This is a genomic window from Wenjunlia vitaminophila DSM 41686, from assembly GCF_000380165.1.
GTDB classification, from domain to species: domain Bacteria; phylum Actinomycetota; class Actinomycetes; order Streptomycetales; family Streptomycetaceae; genus Wenjunlia; species Wenjunlia vitaminophila.
Genome location: NZ_KB904669.1, coordinates 80,567 through 97,922, shown reverse-complemented (window position 1 = coordinate 97,922; position 17,356 = coordinate 80,567). Strand labels below are relative to the sequence as shown.

Genomic DNA, 17,356 nt, shown 5'->3' with positions numbered 1-17,356 from the left:
CTCGTTGCCCGGTGGAGCGGTGTCGTACTGCCCGGAGAGACTCCTCCTGGGGCCCCGCCCTACTTCTCAGGGAGGAGACCGCACCCGCCTTACGGTGTACGAGACGCGGTGGCCGCTCGTGCCCTGGGCCGATCTGCCCCCGGGGCGCCCATAAATGTCACCGTGGGGGGCGAACATATGCCTAGAGTCTTACCCTGCATCCCCCCTGCCGTATTGAGGAGTAAGCATGTTCGGACGACTCGGCCGGGTCGTCGTCTACAACCCCTGGAAGGTGATAGCTGTCTGGTTGTTGGCGGCTGTGGCGCTTGTGGCCTTCGGCCCCAAGCTCGCCGATGTCACCAACAGCGACCAGACGAGCTTCCTGCCCAGCAAGTACGAATCGGTCCAGGCCTCGGACCTGTCCGACGAAGCTTTCCCCGACAACAGCGACGCCTCCGCGTTGCTGGTCTTCAAGCGCGCTGACGGCGGGGACATCACCAAGGCGGACGAGGACAAGGTCGCCGAGATCTCGGACAAGCTCGCTGGCGCGAAGATCGAGCGGGTGCTCGGCGTCACGCCCATGCAGGTCTCCGACAACGGCAAGATCATGCTGTCTTCGGCGGAGATCAAGGGCACCACCTCCGACCAGGACGTCCCGAAGGTGGTGGAGAAGCTCAGGGACGAGACAGAGCCGCTGATGAAGGGGACCGGCCTGGAGGTCGGTTACACCGGCGAGGCGGCGATGCTCCTGGACAACGAGGACGCGTTCAAGCGGGCCGAGCAGATCGTGGGCATCGTGACGATCGGCCTGATCATCGTTCTGCTGCTGATCATCTACCGCAGTCCGATCGCCGCCCTGATGCCGATCGTCTGCGTGGCCCTGGTCTCGATGGTCTCCCAGCCGGCGATCGCCCTGGTGGCCAAGGGGTTGGGCCTGGACGTCGACCAGTCGCTGCCCGTCATCCTGACCGTGGTGCTCTTCGGCATCGGCACCGACTACATCCTCTTCCTGCTGTTCCGGTACCGGGAACGGCTGCGCGCGGGCGACGACCGCAAGGAGGCCATGGTGGTCTCCGTGGAGCGGGTCGGTGAGGCGATCGCCTCGGCGGCGGGAGCGGTCATCATCGCGTTCGGTGCGATGCTGCTGGCCTCCCTGGGCAGCTTCCGCTCCCTCGGTCCCGGTCTCGCGGTCGCGGTGCTGGTGATGGCGATATCCGCGCTGACCCTGGTCCCGGCCGTCATCTCGCTGCTCGGCACCAAGGTGTTCTGGCCGTCCAAGGGCTGGCAGAAGCAGTCCAAGGGCACCCTCGCGCACAAGGTCGGCGGCGTTGTCGGGCGTCGTCCCGCGGTGACCGCGATCGTCTCCGGCCTGGTCATGCTCACCCTGGCCGTGGGCGTGGTGGGCTTCAAGGCCGACTACGACCAGCTCAGCCAGCTCCCCAGCGACACCGAGTCGGCGCAGGCGATGGACGACATGAAGTCCGCGTTCCCGGCCGGTATGGACACCCCGACCGAGGTGTACCTCACCAGCAAGAGCGGCAAGGCGCTGGACAAGGCGACGGTGGAGAAGTTCGCCGCCAGCCTCGAGGGGAAGCACAAGATCGGCAGCATCCTCGAGGTGGACCCGCCCGAGGGGTCCCCCGCGGGCACCGAGCCGACCCTGGCCAGGTACAGCGAGGACGGCAAGACCGCGCTGATCCAGGCGGTGCTCGACATCAACCCGTTCAGCATCGAGGCGCTGGACACCATCGATCCGCTCCGGGGCACCGTGCACGCCACGACCCCCGAGGGCACCGACGCGGTGGTGGGCGGTGGCACCGCGGCCTACACCGACGTCCGCGACGCCACCAACCGCGACATGAAGGTGATCTTCCCGGTCGCCGGGTTGCTGATCGCCCTGATCCTCGGGTTGCTGCTGCGCAGCGTGGTCGCACCCTGGTACCTGATGCTCGCCGTGGTGGTGACCTTCACCGGCACCCTCGGGTCCACGGTGATGGTGTTCCAGGGTCCGGTGGGCCACCCCGGCGTGATGTTCATGTTGCCGATCCTGATCTACATGTTCGTGGTGGCGATCGGCACCGACTACAACATCCTGATGGTGGCCAGGCTCCGGGAGGAGGCCCGGGCCGGGCACGAACCGCGGAAGGCGGCGGCGCTGGCCGTCGAGCACGCCGGTCCGTCCATCGCGTCCGCCGGCATCATCCTTGCCGGCACGTTCGCCTCGCTGATGCTCGCCGGGGTGAGCATGATGACGGAGATGGGCTTCTCGGTCTCGGTGGGCATCTGCATCTCGGCGTTCGTGATGTCGATGTTCCTGGTGCCCAGCATCACCGCGCTGATCGGTCACCGGGCCTGGTGGCCCGGCCACGCCGACGCCCCCCGCAAGGGTGGGCAGCTCCCCCCGGCCGGTGAGCCGGAACGGCAGCCGGAGCCCGCGGGCCGGCACTGACGACCGGGTCCCCGGGGCGGCCCGGGGACCCCTCGCCGAGGACCGCGAACAGAACCAGGCCGGGCCGGCCGCCTCCCACGGCGGCCGGCCCGGCTTCGTCGTTGGTGCGGGCCGGCACACGGCCCCGGGGCTGTTCAGTCCTGGGGCTTGGCGTGCTTGCCGCGTCTGCCGGGCGGCACGACCTGCTCGGCCACTGCCTCGAGCAGCCCCACGGACGCCGCCTCGATCAGTTCCAGGCACCGTCGGAAGTGTTCGATGCCGCCGTAGTACGGGTCGGGGACGTCCAACTCGCCCTTCCTGGCCGCCGGGTCGAACGACCGCAGCAGGCGCACCTTGTCGACGTCCCGCGCGGTGGGCGCCAGGTACCGCAGGAACCGGGCATGGCTCTCGTCGAGCGCCACCACCAGGTCGAGGCCGACGAACCAGGCCGGCTTGAACTGCCGCGCCGCGTGCTCGTCCGGGTAGCCGTTGGCGGCCAGCACCGCGACGGTCCGCAGGTCGGCGCCCTCGCCCTCGAACCAGCCCCCGGTCCCGGCGCTGCTCACCTTGACCAGGTCGGAGAGCCCGGCGTTGTCCACCATCGTCCGGAACACCGAGGCGGCCATGGGGGACCGGCAGATGTTGGCCGTGCACACGAAGCACACCCGGTACCAGACGCTCCCGGCCCGCATCACGGGCGCGGGCGCAGCCGGACGGACCGAGGGTGCTGTCATGCCTACCATCATCCGCGATGACCGCCCCCGGCGGCGGGTTGTTGCCCAGGAGATGGCCGGCAGTAAGCGAACAGTGACAAATGGGCCGCGGACATCTTCTATCGGCTTGCGTTTATATAATCAAATGGTAATACTCGTCTCATGGACGTGTTCGAAGCCGTGGCCGAGCCCAGCCGCAGGGCGCTGCTCGACGAGCTGGCCCAGGGCGAGCGGTCCGCCGGGGAACTCGTCGCGACCCTGCCGGGCCTGAGCCAGCCCGCCGTCTCCCGGCACCTGAGGGTGCTGCGGGAGGCGGGTCTCGTCGAGGTCCGCCCCGACGCGCAGCGCAGGATCTACGCGTTGCGCGCGGATGCGCTGGCCGAGATCGACGCGTGGCTCGGGCGCTACCGCCGCTACTGGTCCGGGCACCTCGACGCCCTGGAAGCCCACCTGGCGCGCACCCACCAGCCCCCACGTTCCACACCGGAGGGAGACTCGTGAGTGACGGACACGGCGAGCTGGAGATCGACGGGGACACCGCCGTCATCACCTTCGTCCGGTACCTGCCCTACTCCAGGGACGCGGTGTGGTCGGCCCTGACCGACCCCGAGCAGCGGGCCCACTGGTTCGGCGAGACCGTCATCGACGCCCGCCCCGGCGGCGCCATCGACATGCTGCCCACCGGACCGCCGGTCCCTGACCGGCAGAAGTGGATGACCGGTCGGATCCTGGTCTGGGACCCGCCGCACGTCCTGGAACACGAGTGGAAGCAGGCCATCACCGAGGACGGCGTCGTCCGGTACGTGCTGGAGGCCGCCGGCGAGGGCACGCTGCTCACCTTCAGCCACCGCGGACTGAGCGTCCGCCGGGGCCGGCAGTTCACGCCGGGCACGCACGCCTTCCTCGACCGACTCGAGTGCCACCTCGCCGGGACGGAGCTGCCCGGCTGGAGTGCCCGCTACCGGGAGGTCGCCGCCGACTACCCGGCGCGCCCCTGACCCGGGCCCCGCCGCAACGACCCACGGGAGTAACCCCCATGAACGACGGAACCACCACCATCCGTCCCAGTGTCGTCGTCGCCTACCACTCGGGACGGGGACACACCGCTGTCCTGGCCCTGGCCGTCGCCGAGGGCGTCCGCCAGGCCGGCGCCACCCCCACCGTGCTCGCGGTGGACGACTTCACCGACGACCAGTGGCCCGTCCTGGACGGGGCGGACGCCATCGTGTTCGGCAGCCCCACCTACATGGGCAACGTCTCCGCCGGGTTCCAGACGTTCGCCGAACGCACCTCCCGGCGCTGCGTCGAGGGCACCTGGCGGGACAAGGTCGCCGCGGGGTTCACCAACTCCGGCTCCAAGAGCGGGGACAAGCTCCAGACCCTGATGGCCATGGCGGTCCTCGCCGCCCAGCACCACATGCACTGGGTGAACCTGGGCCTCGCTGCCGGCTGGAACTCCACCACCGGCAGCGAGCACGACCTGAACCGCCTCGGCTTCTTCCTCGGCGCGGGCGCCCAGACCGACACCGACGTCGCCGCCGACCGGGTCCACCACTCCGACGCGCTCACCTGCCGGCACCTGGGTGCCCGGGTGGCCGAGGTCACCGCCCAACTCCTCGCCGGCCGCCGGGCCGCGGGCCGCTGCCGGCCGCAGCCGGTCGGCTGACCGTTCCCGCGACCCGGCACGGCCCCGCGGGCCGCGTGGCCGGGGAGGACCACCCGCCCCGTGGGCAGTGGGGCCGCTGCCGAGGGCCGCGGCAGCGAGGCACGGCCCGCCCGGGCAGGGGCGGGCCGTGCCGACGCGGGACTTGGTGGGATCAGGCCCCGCAGCCCAGGGTGCCGTTCTGGGCGTCGCTGATCAGCGCCCTGTGGGCGGCGTTGATCCGCTGCACGTCAGGCTTGACCACTGACCGGTCGTAGGTCATCAGACCGTTGAGTTCCCCTTCGACGTCGGATATCTGGGTGTAGACGGCCCCGTTGCCGCCGCGGCAGGCGAGTGCCCGCACGTCGTCGAGCCGCGCCAGGTAGTCGTTGGTGTAGGTGGCCGGGTCCACGTTGATGTACGACATCTGCACCGGCCAGGCGTGCCCGGGGACCGCGAGGCCGAGACCGCCGTACTCGCCGGCGACCAGGGCGCGCACGCCGTCGGGTGCGGGGAGCTGGGGCCTGGGGTAGTTGTGGGCGTCGGCGATGTCACCGTTGCCACCGTCCACGGCTCCGCAGCAGTTCAGGCCGCTCATGTTGTTGACCAGGCGGGTGGGGTCCCAGGACTTGGCCTGGTCGGCGACCCTGGCCTGGTCGTACTGGCCCCAGCCCTCGTTGAAGGTCACCCACATCACGATCGACGGGCTGCTGGCGTGCTCGTCGATCATCTCCTTCATCTCCAGCTCGTACTGGGCGCGGGCGGCGGTGTCCGGGGTGCGGCCCGCGGTCATGGCCGGCATGTCCTGCCAGACGAGCAGGCCCAGCTTGTCCGCCCAGTAGAACCAGCGGTCCGGTTCGACCTTGATGTGCTTGCGGACCGAGTTGTAGCCCATCTCCTTGTGCATCTTCAGGTCGTACGCCAGGGCCTCGTCGGTCGGCGCGGTGTGCAGCCCGTCCGGCCAGAAGCCCTGGTCCAGGGTGGCCATCATGAAGACGGGCGAACCGTTGAGCATGGTGCGCGGGGTGCCGTCCACCTTCTCCACGGCTATCGAACGCATCCCGAAGTAGCTGCCCACGGTGTCCCCGTGCTTGCCGCCGACGGTGACCTTCAGGTCGTACAGGAACGGGTCGTCCGGCGACCACAGCCGGGGGTCGGCGATCGGCAGGGTGAGCGGCTCACCGGTGCGGCCGGTCACCTCGGCGACCTTGGTGCCCTCGCGGTAGGCGGTGGCCCGCACCGGCAGCCCGTCGCGGACGCCCTTCGGTTCCACGGTCAGTTGCTCACGGGCGACGTCCGGGGTGAGCTTGAGCGAGTCGATGTGGTCGGCCGCGACCGGCTCCATCCACACCGTCTGCCAGATGCCGGAGGAGGCCGTGTACCAGATGCCGCTGGGGTCGAGGCGCTGCTTGCCGACCGGGGGGTTCTCCCCGGCACCCGAGTCCGTCGGGTCGTAGACGCCGACGATCAGCTCCTGGGTGCTGCCGGGCTTCAGCGCGTCGGTGATGTCGGCACTGAACTTGTCGTAGCCACCCTTGTGCTCGGCGACCCTGGTCCCGTTGACGTACACCTCGGACTGCCAGTCCACCGCGCCGAAGTTGAGCCGCAGGCGCTGCTCGTCGCCGATCTTCCAGCCAGGGGGAACGGTGAAGGTGCGGCGGTACCACATCCGGTCCTCGTGCCGCTGGATGCCGGAGAGCTGGGACTCGACGGGGTAGGGCACGAGGATCTTCTCGCCGAGGCGCTCGCCGAACGGGGGCGCCTCGCCGGACTCCGCGCCGGCGAACTCCCAGGTGCCGTTGAGGTTCTTCCACTTGTTCCGGGTGAGCTGCGGGCGGGGGTACTCGGGCAGGGCGTTGTCGGGGCCGACCTCGTCCGCCCACCGGGTGCGCAGCTCGTGGGTGGAGCGGTTGGCCCCGGTGGACCAGAACGCGTCCACGACCGCGCCGTTCTGGTCGGTCAGACCGCCCTCGCCGTCGTAGCGCAGGTCGGCCGTGCCCCTGGCGTTGCCGTCCTTGTTGCCCACGACGGGTTCCTTGAGGCCGACGAGGAGGGCCGTGGGGTCGGTGGGATCGAGCTGGGCGGAGTCCAGCGGCCAGGTGGCGCCGCCGATGACGGCGTCGAGGTGACCGGTGAGGTCGGACGGGGGCGCGGCCAGCTTCTGGGCGAAGTCGAGCTTCAGCGTGCGGCCGTCGCTCAGGACGGAGACGTCGGTCGCCCCGTTGTACTCGAAGCCGTCGGGGAGCAGGAAGGCCGTCCGGGGGACGGGCTCCTTGTCCCCTCCGGGCTTGGTCCACCGCAGGTGGAAGTTGGAGCCGCCGTAGTGTTCGAAGTACTCGACCTTGATGTCGTAGGCTCTGCCCGCCGTCAACTCGACGGGTTGCGAGACCTGTTCCCGGTCCCAGTCATCGACCCAGTGGTCGATGACGAGTTGCTGGTCGATCCAGAGCCGGAAGCCGTTGTCGGCGGTGACCGAGAACGTCGTCGGACCGGACTCCTCGGGCACGATCTTCCCCGTCCACCGGACGCTGACGTCGTCGGCCTGACCGGTGGCGAAGCTCAGTCGCGGTTCGAGGTTGTCGAAGTCGAGGTTCGGGTCGAATCCGGTGGCCTTGAGCTCGTGGAAGTCGAAAGCCCCGGGGGTGGAGTGGGTGTAGTACTCGCCCTTGAGTCCGTGGACCGGGGCGGGGTCCTCCGCGGCCGTCGCGGCTGGGGACCAGGTGAGGCCGGTGATGCCGAGGCCTGCTGCGAGCAGCATTGCGGCCGGGCGTGCCCCGTGTCGTCGGTGTCGGGTCGTGCGCACGGAATCCTCCATCACTGGGAAGGGTGGCGGCTCGTCGCGTGAGTCTGTACAACGAATATCTGTACAACGTTGGAAGGACGGCAGTTGGCATGACAACACGGCTCAGGCCCGCTGTCCAGTGTCCTGACAGACGTCCCCGAGGGTGGGACGCAGTGAACGCAGGGAGTTCCCAGTGCGGGTTAGTCTCAAAGACGTCGCGGAGCGTGCCGGCGTCTCCATCAAGACCGTCTCGAACGTGGTCAACAAGTATCCGCACGTCACCCCTGCGATGCGGGAGCGCGTGCAGCGGGCCATCGACGAGCTCGGCTACCAACCGAACGTGACTGCGCGTCACCTGCGCAAGGGCCGTACGGGGATCATCGCCCTGGCCGTCCCCGAGCTCGGCAACCCGTACTTCGCCGAGCTCGCCGGCGCGGTCATCGACGCGGCGGCGGACCACGACCTCACCGTGCTGCTGGACCACACGCGGGGGGAACGCGAGCGGGAAGTGCTGGTCAGCCAGGGTTTCCGGGCCCGGGTGATCGACGGTCTGATCCTCAGCCCACTGGAGCTCGAGGTCGAGGACCTGCGCGGCAGGGACGGCGACGACGTCCCCCTGGTCCTGCTCGGTGAGCGCCAGTACGACCTGCCGTACGACCACATCGCCATCGACAACGTTGCGGCGGCGCGGGTCGCGGTGCGTCACCTGATCGGCCGCGGCAGGTCCACCATCGCCTATCTCGGAGGCCGTACGGACTCCGCCAACCGCCCCGCTCACCTGCGGATGAAGGGCTGGCGCGAGGAACTCACCGAGGCCGGCATCCCGGCCCCGGACAGCCTGGTGGGCCGGGTCGGCGGCTGGGACCGGCAGGACGGCGCCGAGGCCATGGCCAGGATGCTGGACTCCGGGGTGCGACCGGACGCGGTGTTCGCCTACAACGACCTGGTCGCCATCGGCGCCATGCGGGTCCTGCACGAGTGCGGGCTGCGGGTGCCGTGGGACGTGGCCGTGATCGGCTTCGACGACATCGCCGAGGGGCGGTTCGGCGCGGTCACCCTCACCACGATCTCACCGGACAAACAGTCCATCGCGCGGCTCGCGGTGGAGTCGCTGCTGCGCAGTCTCGAGGGCACGGAGTCGCCGGGCGGGCATGAGATCGCGGCGGAGTTTCGCCTGGTGGAACGGGAAAGCACGCTCGGCAGGCGGTGATCCGCCGCGTGGGGCGCGCGGTGCCGGCGGTGGCTTCGGACGCGTCGGTACCGCCCCCTTCGGCGGGTCGTGCACCACGGTTCGCTGACGGGCCGTCCGGGGCCCGAAGTTCCCCCTGGCCCCCACCGGTTGGCTCGACGGTCCATACCCGGACATCGTCCGCGAGGGTTTACACGTACGGTCTTCCAACGTTATAAAACCCGGTAGCGCAGAGCTGACTGCGTGTCCACATCCTCTCCGCCGGCGCCCCCAGCGCGCCGTGCCGTGCCGTTTTGGGGACGTCATGAAGCCGATCGCACCAATCCGCCGTACCTCGACCCGGGCCGTGATCGTCGCCGGCCTGGTGGCGAGCCTGACGCTGGCCACCGGATGCGCCAAGTCGGAGGACGACGACACCGACACCCCCACGACACCCCAGGCCGAGGCGAGCCAGGTCGTCTCCACCCCCAGCGTGGGCAGCGGCGAGACCTGCACCATCGACGCGTACGGCGGCAAGAAGATCGACCTCGCCAACGCCACCGTGGGTTTCTCCCAGTCCGAGAAGGAAGCCAACCCCTTCCGGATCGCCGAGACCGCGTCGATCAAGGCCGAGGCGAAGAGCCGCGGCGTCAAGCTCCTCACCGCCAACGCCCAGTCGCAGTTCTCCAAGCAGATCAGCGACGTGCAGGACCTCATCTCCAAGGGCGCCGACGTGCTGGTCATCGCCCCGCTCAACTCCGACGGCTGGGACCCGGTGCTCCGCCAGGCGAGCGCCAAGAAGATCCCCATCGTCACCATCGACCGCCAGATCAACGCGACGGCGTGCAAGGACTACGTCAGCTTCATCGGTTCCGACTTCACCGAGCAGGGCAGGCGCGCTGCCGACCAGATGATCGAGGCCACCGGCGGCAAGGGCAAGGTGGCCATCCTGCTGGGCAGCCCCGGGAACAACGTCACCACCCAGCGCACCAAGGGCTTCAAGGACCAGCTCAAGGCCAAGGCCCCCGACCTGGAGGTGGTCTTCGAGCAGACCGGCGAGTTCACCCGGGAGAAGGGCCAGTCGGTCACCGAACAGCTCATCCAGTCCAAGCCCGACATCACCGGGATCTACGCGGAGAACGACGAGATGGGCCTCGGCGCCGTCAACGCCCTCAAGGGCGCGGGCAAGAAGGCCGGTGACGTCAAGATCGTGACCATCGACGGCACCCGGAACGCCGTCCAGGGGATCGTGGACGGCTGGATCGAAGGCGTGGTGGAGTCCAACCCGCGGTTCGGGCCGCTGGCCTTCCAGACCCTGGACTCGTTCACCAAGGGCGAGGAAGTCCACCAGAACATCATCATCCAGGACAGCGAGTACACCGCGGACAACGCCGAGGCCGACCTCGGCAAGGCGTACTGACCGACCACCTCCCCGTCGGCACCACCCCGTGTACCCGTCCCGCGGCGGGGGGCGGCCCCGCACCGGCCGCCCCCCGCGTCCCACCACCCAATCCCAGGAGGGCAGCGGTGAGCGCACCCGCTGAAGTCCTCGCCGTGCGGGGGCTGACCAAGCGCTTCCCCGGCGTTCTGGCTCTCGACGACGTGACGTTCACCGTCCGCCCAGGCGAGGTGCACGCGCTCGTCGGCGAGAACGGAGCCGGCAAGTCCACACTGATCAAGGTCCTGACCGGTGTCTACCAGCCGGACCAGGGCGAACTGCGCTACCGGGGGGAGCCGGCCGTGTTCGGCACGCCCCTCCGGGCGCAGCAGGCAGGCATCTCCACCATCTACCAGGAGGTCAACCTCGTCCCGCTGATGAGCGTGGCCCGCAACCTCTACCTCGGCCGGGAACCACGCACCCGCCTCGGCCTGATCGACTTCGGCCGGATGCACCGGGAGGCCGAACGGGTCCTGGGCGACTACGGCGTCCGGGTCGACGTCCGCCAGCCGCTGCGCCACCTCGGTGTCGGAGCCCAGCAGATGGTGGCGCTGGCCAGGGCCGTGTCGGTCAACGCCCGCGTCGTCATCATGGACGAGCCCACCTCGTCGCTCGAGCCGCGCGAGGTGGAGACTCTGTTCGGCGTCATCCGGCGGCTGCGTGAGCAGGACATCGCCGTGGTCTACGTCAGCCACCGGATGGAGGAGCTGTACGCGGTGTGCGACACGGTCACCGTGTTGCGCGACGGCCGCCACGTGCACACCGGGCCGCTCGCCGAGACCGACCGGCTGACCCTGGTCTCGCTGATGCTGGGCCGTCCCCTCGGCGAGGTCGGACGGCAGACGACGGCGACACCCGCCGGCGACCACGACGGGGAACCCGTGCTGCACGCCGAGGGCCTCACCCGCCCGCACCAACTGCGTGACGTCTCGCTGCGCATCCACCCCGGCGAGGTGCTGGGGCTCGGCGGGCTGCTCGGCTCCGGCCGCAGCGAGACGGCCAAGGCCATCGCCGGTGCGCTGCCGGTGACCGGGGGCAGCGTCACCGTCGCCGGGATCTCGGTGCGCACCGGCTCCACCCCGGCCGCCATCCGGGCCGGGATCAGCCTCCTGCCGGAGGACCGCAAGGCGGAGGGCATCGTGCCCGGCCTGTCCGTCCGGGAGAACATCGCGCTGGCCGCGCTGCCCCGACTGTCCCGCTTCGGCCTGGTCCACGAGGCCCGGGTGGACGCGGTGGTCGAGACCTTCATGAAACGTCTGCGGATCAAGGCGTCGAGCCCCCACCAGAAGGTCGGCGAGCTCTCCGGCGGCAACCAGCAGAAGGTGCTCCTCGCCCGTTGGCTGGCCATGCACCCCAAGGTGCTGCTGCTGGACGATCCGACCCGGGGCATCGACGTCGGAGCCAAGGCCGAGGTGCAGAAACTCATCGACGAACTCGCAGAACAGGGACTCGGCGTGCTGCTCATCTCCTCCGACGTGGAGGAACTGATCAGTGGTTCCGACCGGGTGGTGGTGCTCAAGGACGGCGCCGTCGTCGCCGAGCTGTCCGGGGACGACGTCACCGAGGACCGGCTGATGCGGGCCATCGCCGCCCCGACGACCGCGCCGGACGACACCTCCCCCACCATCCCCACCTCCCCCACGTCCGCCGAGGAGGCCGCCGTCCATGGCCACTGACGTCGTGCCACGCAGGGGGGTACCCGCCGACCGCGCCCAGCTCGTGCAGTGGATGCAGGAGTACGGCGTCTACCTCGGCGTCACCGTCCTGCTCCTGTTCAACGTCGCGTTCACCGACCACTTCCTGTCCACGGAGAACTTCCGCACCCAGGCCGTGCAGGTCGCCCCCGTGCTCATCGTCGCCCTGGGGATGGCCCTGGTCATCGGCACCGAGGGGGTCGACCTGTCGGTCGGCTCGGTGATGGCCCTGTCCACCTCGTTGCTCTCCCTCTACCTCGGCTACGGACCGCTGGCCGCCCTGCTGGTGGCCCTGGTCGGCGGTGCCGCGGTCGGACTGGCCAACGGCGCGCTGGTCGCGTTCGTCGGGGTGCAGCCCATCGTCGCCACGCTGGCGCTCATGGTGGGGGTCCGCGGGTTGGCGCTGGTGCTGCTCCCGCAACTCGAGGACGTGCACGACCCGACCATGGCCACGCTCGGCTCCGGCGACCTGGTGGGCATCCCCTACGTGGTGCTGATCGCCGTCGCCCTGGCGCTGCTGGTCGCCTTCGCCGTCCGCCGCACCACCTTCGGCCGGCAACTCCTGGCCGTCGGGGACAGCCGACCCGCCGCCCAACTCGCCGGGCTGCCGGTGCGTCGGGTGCTGATCGTCGTCTACGTCTGCTCCGGGGTGCTCGCCGCCGTCGCGGGCTTCCTGGCCACCGCCAGGCTCTCGGCCAGCGACCCGACCTCGCTGGGCAACCTGATGGAGCTCTCCGCGATCACCGCCGTGGTGGTCGGCGGCACCTCACTGAGCGGCGGGCGGGTGCGGATCGGCGGCACCGTCGCCGGCGCCGCGCTGATCCAGCTCCTCAACGCCACCCTGATCAAACACAACCTGTCGCCGTCGTGGACCCAGATCGCCCAGGCCGCGGTGATCGTGGTCGCGGTCTACGCCGCTCGGGAAAGGGGCAGAAGGTGACCGTCCTGAAGGTCCGGCCCCCGGCCGTGACACCGGCCGCGCGAACGGAGGCCGGCACCAACCGCGGCGAGCGGCTCAGTGCGCTGGCCCAGCAGCACGGCGCCCTGGTCGCGCTGGTCCTGCTCGCCGCCGTGGCGTCGTTGAGCTTCGACTCGTTCGCCACCGGCGACAACATCGAGAACATGGCGCTGTCCTCGGCGTTCCTCGCCATCGTCGCCCTCGGGATGACCTTCGTCATCATCACCGGCGGCATCGACCTGTCCGTGGGCTCGGTGTTCGTCCTCGGCGGGGTGCTCGCCGCGTGGGGCTCCCGGCACGGCACGCTGGTGGCACTGCTGCTCCCCCTCGCCGGGTGCGGGCTGATCGGCCTGGTCAACGGGGTGCTCATCGCCAGGACCCGGATGGCGCCGTTCATCGTCACGCTGGCGTCCATGCTCGCCGCCCGGGGCGTCATGCTGAACATCACCGACGAGGGGGCCACCACCTACCTGGTGGACAAGAACTCCCTGTTCATCAGGCTCGGACAGGACGAGCTCCTCGGCATCGGCATCCCCGTGTGGATCACCGTCGTGCTCTTCGTCGCCGGGGCGGTGGTGCTGCGCCGCACCAGGTTCGGCCAGCACGTCTACGCCGTCGGGGGCAACGAGGACGCCGCCGCGCTGATGGGTGCCCCGGTCGCCCGCACCAAGATCATCGTTTACACCCTGTCGGGGCTGCTCGCCGGCCTGGCCGGTGCGCTCAACGCGGCGTGGCTCGCCTCCGGGGTGACCATCCTCGGTTTCGGGATGGAGCTCGACGCCATCGCCGCGGTCGTCATCGGCGGCACCCTGCTCACCGGCGGCCTCGGCTTCATCAGCGGCTCCCTGGTGGGGGTTCTGCTGCTCAAGGTGATCCAGAACATCATCAACCAGGTCGGTTCCCTGGACTCGGCCTACCAACAGGTGGTCAGCGGCGGCTTCCTGGTCCTGGTCGTCATCGCCCAGACGTGGCTGGGGCGGCGACAACAGGTGATCTGAGCCGGCCGGCGCCGGTGGCGGTACCCCGCCGCCGGCGCCGGCCGTCATCCCCCCCGTGCCGGCCCGGGTCAGAAGATCCGGCGGCCTCTCAGGACCTCCTTCGTGGCCTCGCGGCCGAAGCCGAGCATGATCCGCCGGACATCCGGTGGGGCCTCCCGCAGAGCCCACCACATGGTCTTGGCCATGACCTTCGACGTGGGGTTGATGAACCGCAGCGTCGGGTCGTCCCAGCCGTAGTAGCGGGGGACGTACGAGGCCGACGCCAGTTGCTCGTGCAGCGCGTCGGCGGCCTCGCGGGCGGTGACCCGCCCGGCCTCGTACGCCCCGCACCGCTCCACCATGGTGCTGAACATCTGCCGGTAGCCCTCGTGGTCGGACCAGTGCAGCTCGGGGTTCTCCGCGTCCTCCAGCTCGAGCAGGTGCCGTTCGTCACCGTCCGCCCGCCACCGCCGGAACGCCTCGTGGGCCCGGAACGACCCCGCGTTCGAACCCCAGGCCCAGATCCGGAACACCGCCGACCACAGGCGGTAGTCCTCGAAGGAGATGAACGCCGCGTTGACCAGTTCGTCGTTGCCGGTGAGCAGGGCCTGCTGGAATCGGTCCACCGCGCGGAAGCGTTCCGCCGAGAAGTCCCCGTCGCGGGTCGCGCGCAACAGCCGCCACGCCAGCACGTTGACGACCTCGCACGTGTTGGACATGCCGCGGGAGAACAGCGGGTCGATGAAGCCCGCGGCGTGCGACAGCAGGGCCCACCGGTCGCCGACCGTGCGGCTGGAGGAGTACTGGAGCCTGTCGGTGCGCACCCACTCCCGCACCGGCCGGGCCCCGGCGAACTGCCGGGCGATGTCGGGGAAGCGCCGTGCGTGCGCCCAGAACTCCTGTTCCGGGGTGAGCGAGTGGTCCACGGGGTACCGCCGCGGGTCCAGGGTGAGTCCCACGCTGCACAGCGGGTTGCGGGAACTCGGGTCGTTGTTGAACGGGATGACCCAGAACCAGCCGCGCTCGAACAGGTGGTGAATCGTTCCTTCGTACCAGGGCACCGGGGGTGCGTCCGCCGTCGGGCGGGCGAAGACCTGGTCGGTGTCGGGCACGTCGATCATGTGGTTCCAGATCGACCGTGAGTGGTGCTTGTAGCGGCACGGGTCCTCGCGCAGGCCGAACTTCTCAGCGATCACCGACCGGTAGCCACTGGCGTCCACGACGTACCGGGACCGGAACTCCTCGCCGGAGTCCCCGGTGATGGTGACGCCGGAGTCGTCGAACTCGACCGACGCCGTGCGGAACCGCTGCCGCAGCGCGCAGCCGTACCCGACGGCCACCCGGAGCAGGTAGGCGTCGGTGTCCTGCCGGTAGAAGTGCGCCGTCGGGTAGATCAGTTTGGTGAAGTTGTACATCGTGACCTGCGCGGGGTCCTGTTGCCTGCCCTCCTGGTGAACGAGGAAGCCGAAGTGGTTCTTCACCCCGTTCGAGGGGCCGATGATCCGTTGGCATCCCGCGAAGGAGGACAGGGTCACCAACTCGGGCACGTCGTACCGTGCCGCCATGGTGCGCAGGCTCACCAGCATGTTGGGGATCGTGGACTCGCCGATGGCGAACTTGGGGTGTTCGGTCTGGTCCAGGAGCAGGACCCGGGCCCCGTTGCGGGCCAGGATGGCCCCGAGCATGGAGCCGCCAAGGCCGGTGCCGATGATGGCGACGTCGTACAACTGCGCGGACCCGTTCTGTGTTGCGCGCACGGAACTCCTCCGTTGGTACGGCGGGGGACACGGGCCCCCGGGGCTTGGGGAAAGGGGAGCGTTGCGGCCGGCTACTTCGGCGTGGGAACCCGCAGCCGCCTGCCGAGCCTGGGCCGGCCGGCCACGAGCTGCCTGAGCTCCTCCCCCACATGGGACTCACCCCTGGCCAGACGCACCCGCATGAAGAGGAACAGGCCGTCCAGGGTGAGTTCCGCGATGTCCCGCGGGGCCGTTCTCCTCGTCCAGTTCAGGGTCTCCGCCATCTTGCGGGTGGGCAGGGACGTCCACTGGAGCCGGGGATCGCCGAGACCGAAGACGGGCGGGGTGAAGGTGCCCTCGCTCAACTGCCGCATCAGGTCGGTGGCGGCGGTCTCGGCCCCCGCCTCACCGCGTCCTATCGCCTGGAACCGCTCGTTGGCCTCCTGCAGGAAGCGCACCGCCGGTGCGTACGGCACGTCCTGCGGCGGTTTCCGCCCCCGCCACCAGGGACGTTCCAGGACCGCGAGCTCGGCGGTGTCCCGGTTCCGCAGGAAGTTGGCATACCGGCGGTTGATCTCGTACGTCCTCAGGATCTGGCGGGTGTACCAGACCCGGTACCAGACGTCCCACAGGGAGAAGTCACGGAACGAGACGAAGGCGTTGGCGCACACGTCGTCGTTGTTGTCGAGCAGGTCCTCCACCAGGTCCCGCACGTCCTCGAAGCGCTCCGTGGCGAAGTCGTCCTCCCGGACGGCGTCGAGCAGCCGGTGCGTCAGCGCGTGCACCGTCTCCAGACCGACGGTCAGGTCGCCGGAGAAGAGCGGATCGACGAACCCGGCGCTGTTGGCGGCCAGGAACCACCGGTGGCCCATCACCTGCTTGGAGGAGTACTGGCGGCGTTCGGTGCGCACCCACTCCTGCACCGGCACGGCACCGTCGAACTGTGCGGCGATGTCCGGGAACCGGGCGACGAAGCGGCGGAACTCCTCCTCCGGGGAGCAGTCCGGCGCCGGGTGGACCCGGGGGTCGAGTTGCAGGCCCACACCGCACAGCGGGTTGGTCGAGCGCGGGTGGTTGCCGTACGGGTACACCCACATCCAGCCGCCGTGGAAGACGTGGTGCAGGCTGCCCTCGTGCCAGGGGCCGGGGTTGCCGTAGCGGCGCGTCGGTGCGATCTCGTCGTACGGTCGCACCCCGAGCATGTGGTTGGCGAGCGTCCGGGCGTGGTGGCGGAACCGGCTCGGTCCCTCGCGCAGCGCGAACCGCTCGGCGAGCACGGAGCGCTCGCCGCCGGCGTCCACCACGTACCTGGCGCGGATCGGCGGCTTGCCGTCCAGTCCGATGGTGACCGCGTCCTCCGTCACGTCGACGTCGGTGACGCGCTGCTGCTGCCGAACGTCCGCGCCGTACTTCGCCGCGACGGTCAGCAACCAGGCGTCGGTGTCCTGCCGGAACAGGTGGTGCGGGGTGAAGCCCATCGTGGGGGGCTGGAGCATGTGGGCCTCACGCGGGTCCTGCCGCCGGCCCTCACGGTGGTAGACGTAGCCGAAGTTCCGGGCCACGCCCCCGTTGCGCGAGATCTTCGACTGCGCCGCCTCGAAGGACGCCAGGTACTTGATCTCCGGGACTCCGTAGCGCTCCGCGATCAGGCGCAGGAGCATGCCGGTGTACAGCGGGGTGGACTCCCCCTCGCCAAGGGTGAGTCGTGGATGGGTGCCCGAGTCGATGATCACGACCTTGGCGCTGTTGCGGGCGAGGCAGGCCCCGATCAGCGCGCCGGTCATCCCGGAGCCGAGGACCGCCACGTCGTAGGTGTCCGCGTCAGTATGCATGGACGTTTC

Annotated in this window: 13 protein-coding genes; 9 read left to right on the top strand and 4 right to left on the bottom strand. The window is 70.0% G+C overall.

The window, feature by feature from the left end; translation table 11 throughout:
* The first annotated feature begins 226 nt into the window (after positions 1–226).
* A complete protein-coding gene (locus A3IG_RS0113710) occupies positions 227–2,428 on the top strand; it encodes an MMPL family transporter (RefSeq protein ID WP_018384141.1) in 2,202 nt (733 codons plus the stop codon).
* A gap of 134 nt (positions 2,429–2,562) precedes the next feature.
* Here the strand turns inward: A3IG_RS0113710 and A3IG_RS0113705 are convergent, their stop codons facing one another.
* Positions 2,563–3,099: a low molecular weight protein-tyrosine-phosphatase gene (locus A3IG_RS0113705; protein ID WP_040911462.1), complete on the bottom strand. Its 537-nt coding sequence runs from the start codon at positions 3,097–3,099 to the stop codon at positions 2,563–2,565.
* A 183-nt stretch (positions 3,100–3,282) separates the two neighbouring features.
* Between A3IG_RS0113705 and A3IG_RS0113700 the strand changes: the two genes are divergently transcribed.
* The 3 genes from A3IG_RS0113700 to A3IG_RS0113690 are packed head-to-tail and all read left to right on the top strand — an operon-like array spanning position 3,283 to position 4,786.
* Positions 3,283–3,621 carry an ArsR/SmtB family transcription factor gene (locus tag A3IG_RS0113700; protein WP_018384139.1) on the top strand — a complete coding sequence of 113 codons (339 nt, stop codon included), beginning with the start codon at positions 3,283–3,285 and terminating at the stop codon, positions 3,619–3,621.
* On the top strand, positions 3,618–4,118 hold the full coding sequence (locus A3IG_RS0113695; protein ID WP_018384138.1) for an SRPBCC family protein: 501 nt from the start codon (positions 3,618–3,620) through the stop codon (positions 4,116–4,118). Before A3IG_RS0113700 ends, A3IG_RS0113695 begins: the two co-directional genes overlap by 4 nt.
* Positions 4,119–4,156: 38 nt before the next feature.
* Positions 4,157–4,786 carry a flavodoxin family protein gene (locus A3IG_RS0113690; protein ID WP_018384137.1) on the top strand — a complete coding sequence of 210 codons (630 nt, stop codon included), beginning with the start codon at positions 4,157–4,159 and terminating at the stop codon, positions 4,784–4,786.
* Positions 4,787–4,937: 151 nt separating this feature from the next.
* On the opposite strand, the gene A3IG_RS0113685 is transcribed toward A3IG_RS0113690, so the two are convergent.
* Positions 4,938–7,520 (bottom strand): glycoside hydrolase family 2, encoded by a 2,583-nt coding sequence (locus A3IG_RS0113685; RefSeq protein ID WP_018384136.1) that lies wholly within the window; start codon positions 7,518–7,520, stop codon positions 4,938–4,940.
* 217 nt (positions 7,521–7,737) lie between these two features.
* Here A3IG_RS0113685 and A3IG_RS0113680 point away from each other — a divergent pair, with 217 nt between their 5' ends.
* The 5 genes from A3IG_RS0113680 (at position 7,738) to A3IG_RS0113660 (ending at position 13,800) form a co-directional block, all read left to right on the top strand.
* A complete protein-coding gene (locus tag A3IG_RS0113680) occupies positions 7,738–8,754 on the top strand; it encodes a LacI family DNA-binding transcriptional regulator (protein ID WP_018384135.1) in 1,017 nt (338 codons plus the stop codon).
* Between the two features lie 283 nt (positions 8,755–9,037).
* Entirely contained in the window at positions 9,038–10,132 is a 1,095-nt protein-coding gene (locus A3IG_RS0113675) for an ABC transporter substrate-binding protein (protein ID WP_018384134.1), read from the top strand.
* 107 nt (positions 10,133–10,239) lie between these two features.
* Entirely contained in the window at positions 10,240–11,826 is a 1,587-nt protein-coding gene (locus A3IG_RS0113670; RefSeq protein ID WP_040911419.1) for a sugar ABC transporter ATP-binding protein, read from the top strand.
* The gene (locus tag A3IG_RS0113665) at positions 11,816–12,784 is read left to right on the top strand and encodes an ABC transporter permease (RefSeq protein WP_018384132.1); all 969 of its coding nucleotides are present in this window, start codon (positions 11,816–11,818) and stop codon (positions 12,782–12,784) included. The genes A3IG_RS0113670 and A3IG_RS0113665 overlap by 11 nt, the downstream gene beginning before the upstream one ends.
* Positions 12,781–13,800 carry an ABC transporter permease gene (locus A3IG_RS0113660; RefSeq protein WP_018384131.1) on the top strand — a complete coding sequence of 340 codons (1,020 nt, stop codon included), beginning with the start codon at positions 12,781–12,783 and terminating at the stop codon, positions 13,798–13,800. Before A3IG_RS0113665 ends, A3IG_RS0113660 begins: the two co-directional genes overlap by 4 nt.
* 68 nt (positions 13,801–13,868) lie before the next feature.
* On the opposite strand, the gene A3IG_RS0113655 is transcribed toward A3IG_RS0113660, so the two are convergent.
* Together A3IG_RS0113655 and A3IG_RS0113650 are read right to left on the bottom strand one after the other, a co-directional pair.
* Positions 13,869–15,536, bottom strand: coding sequence for an NAD(P)/FAD-dependent oxidoreductase (locus tag A3IG_RS0113655; RefSeq protein WP_026220242.1), 1,668 nt, complete (start codon positions 15,534–15,536; stop codon positions 13,869–13,871).
* 71 nt (positions 15,537–15,607) lie between these two features.
* Positions 15,608–17,347, bottom strand: coding sequence for an NAD(P)/FAD-dependent oxidoreductase (locus tag A3IG_RS0113650; RefSeq protein ID WP_018384129.1), 1,740 nt, complete (start codon positions 17,345–17,347; stop codon positions 15,608–15,610).
* Positions 17,348–17,356 lie beyond the last annotated feature (9 nt).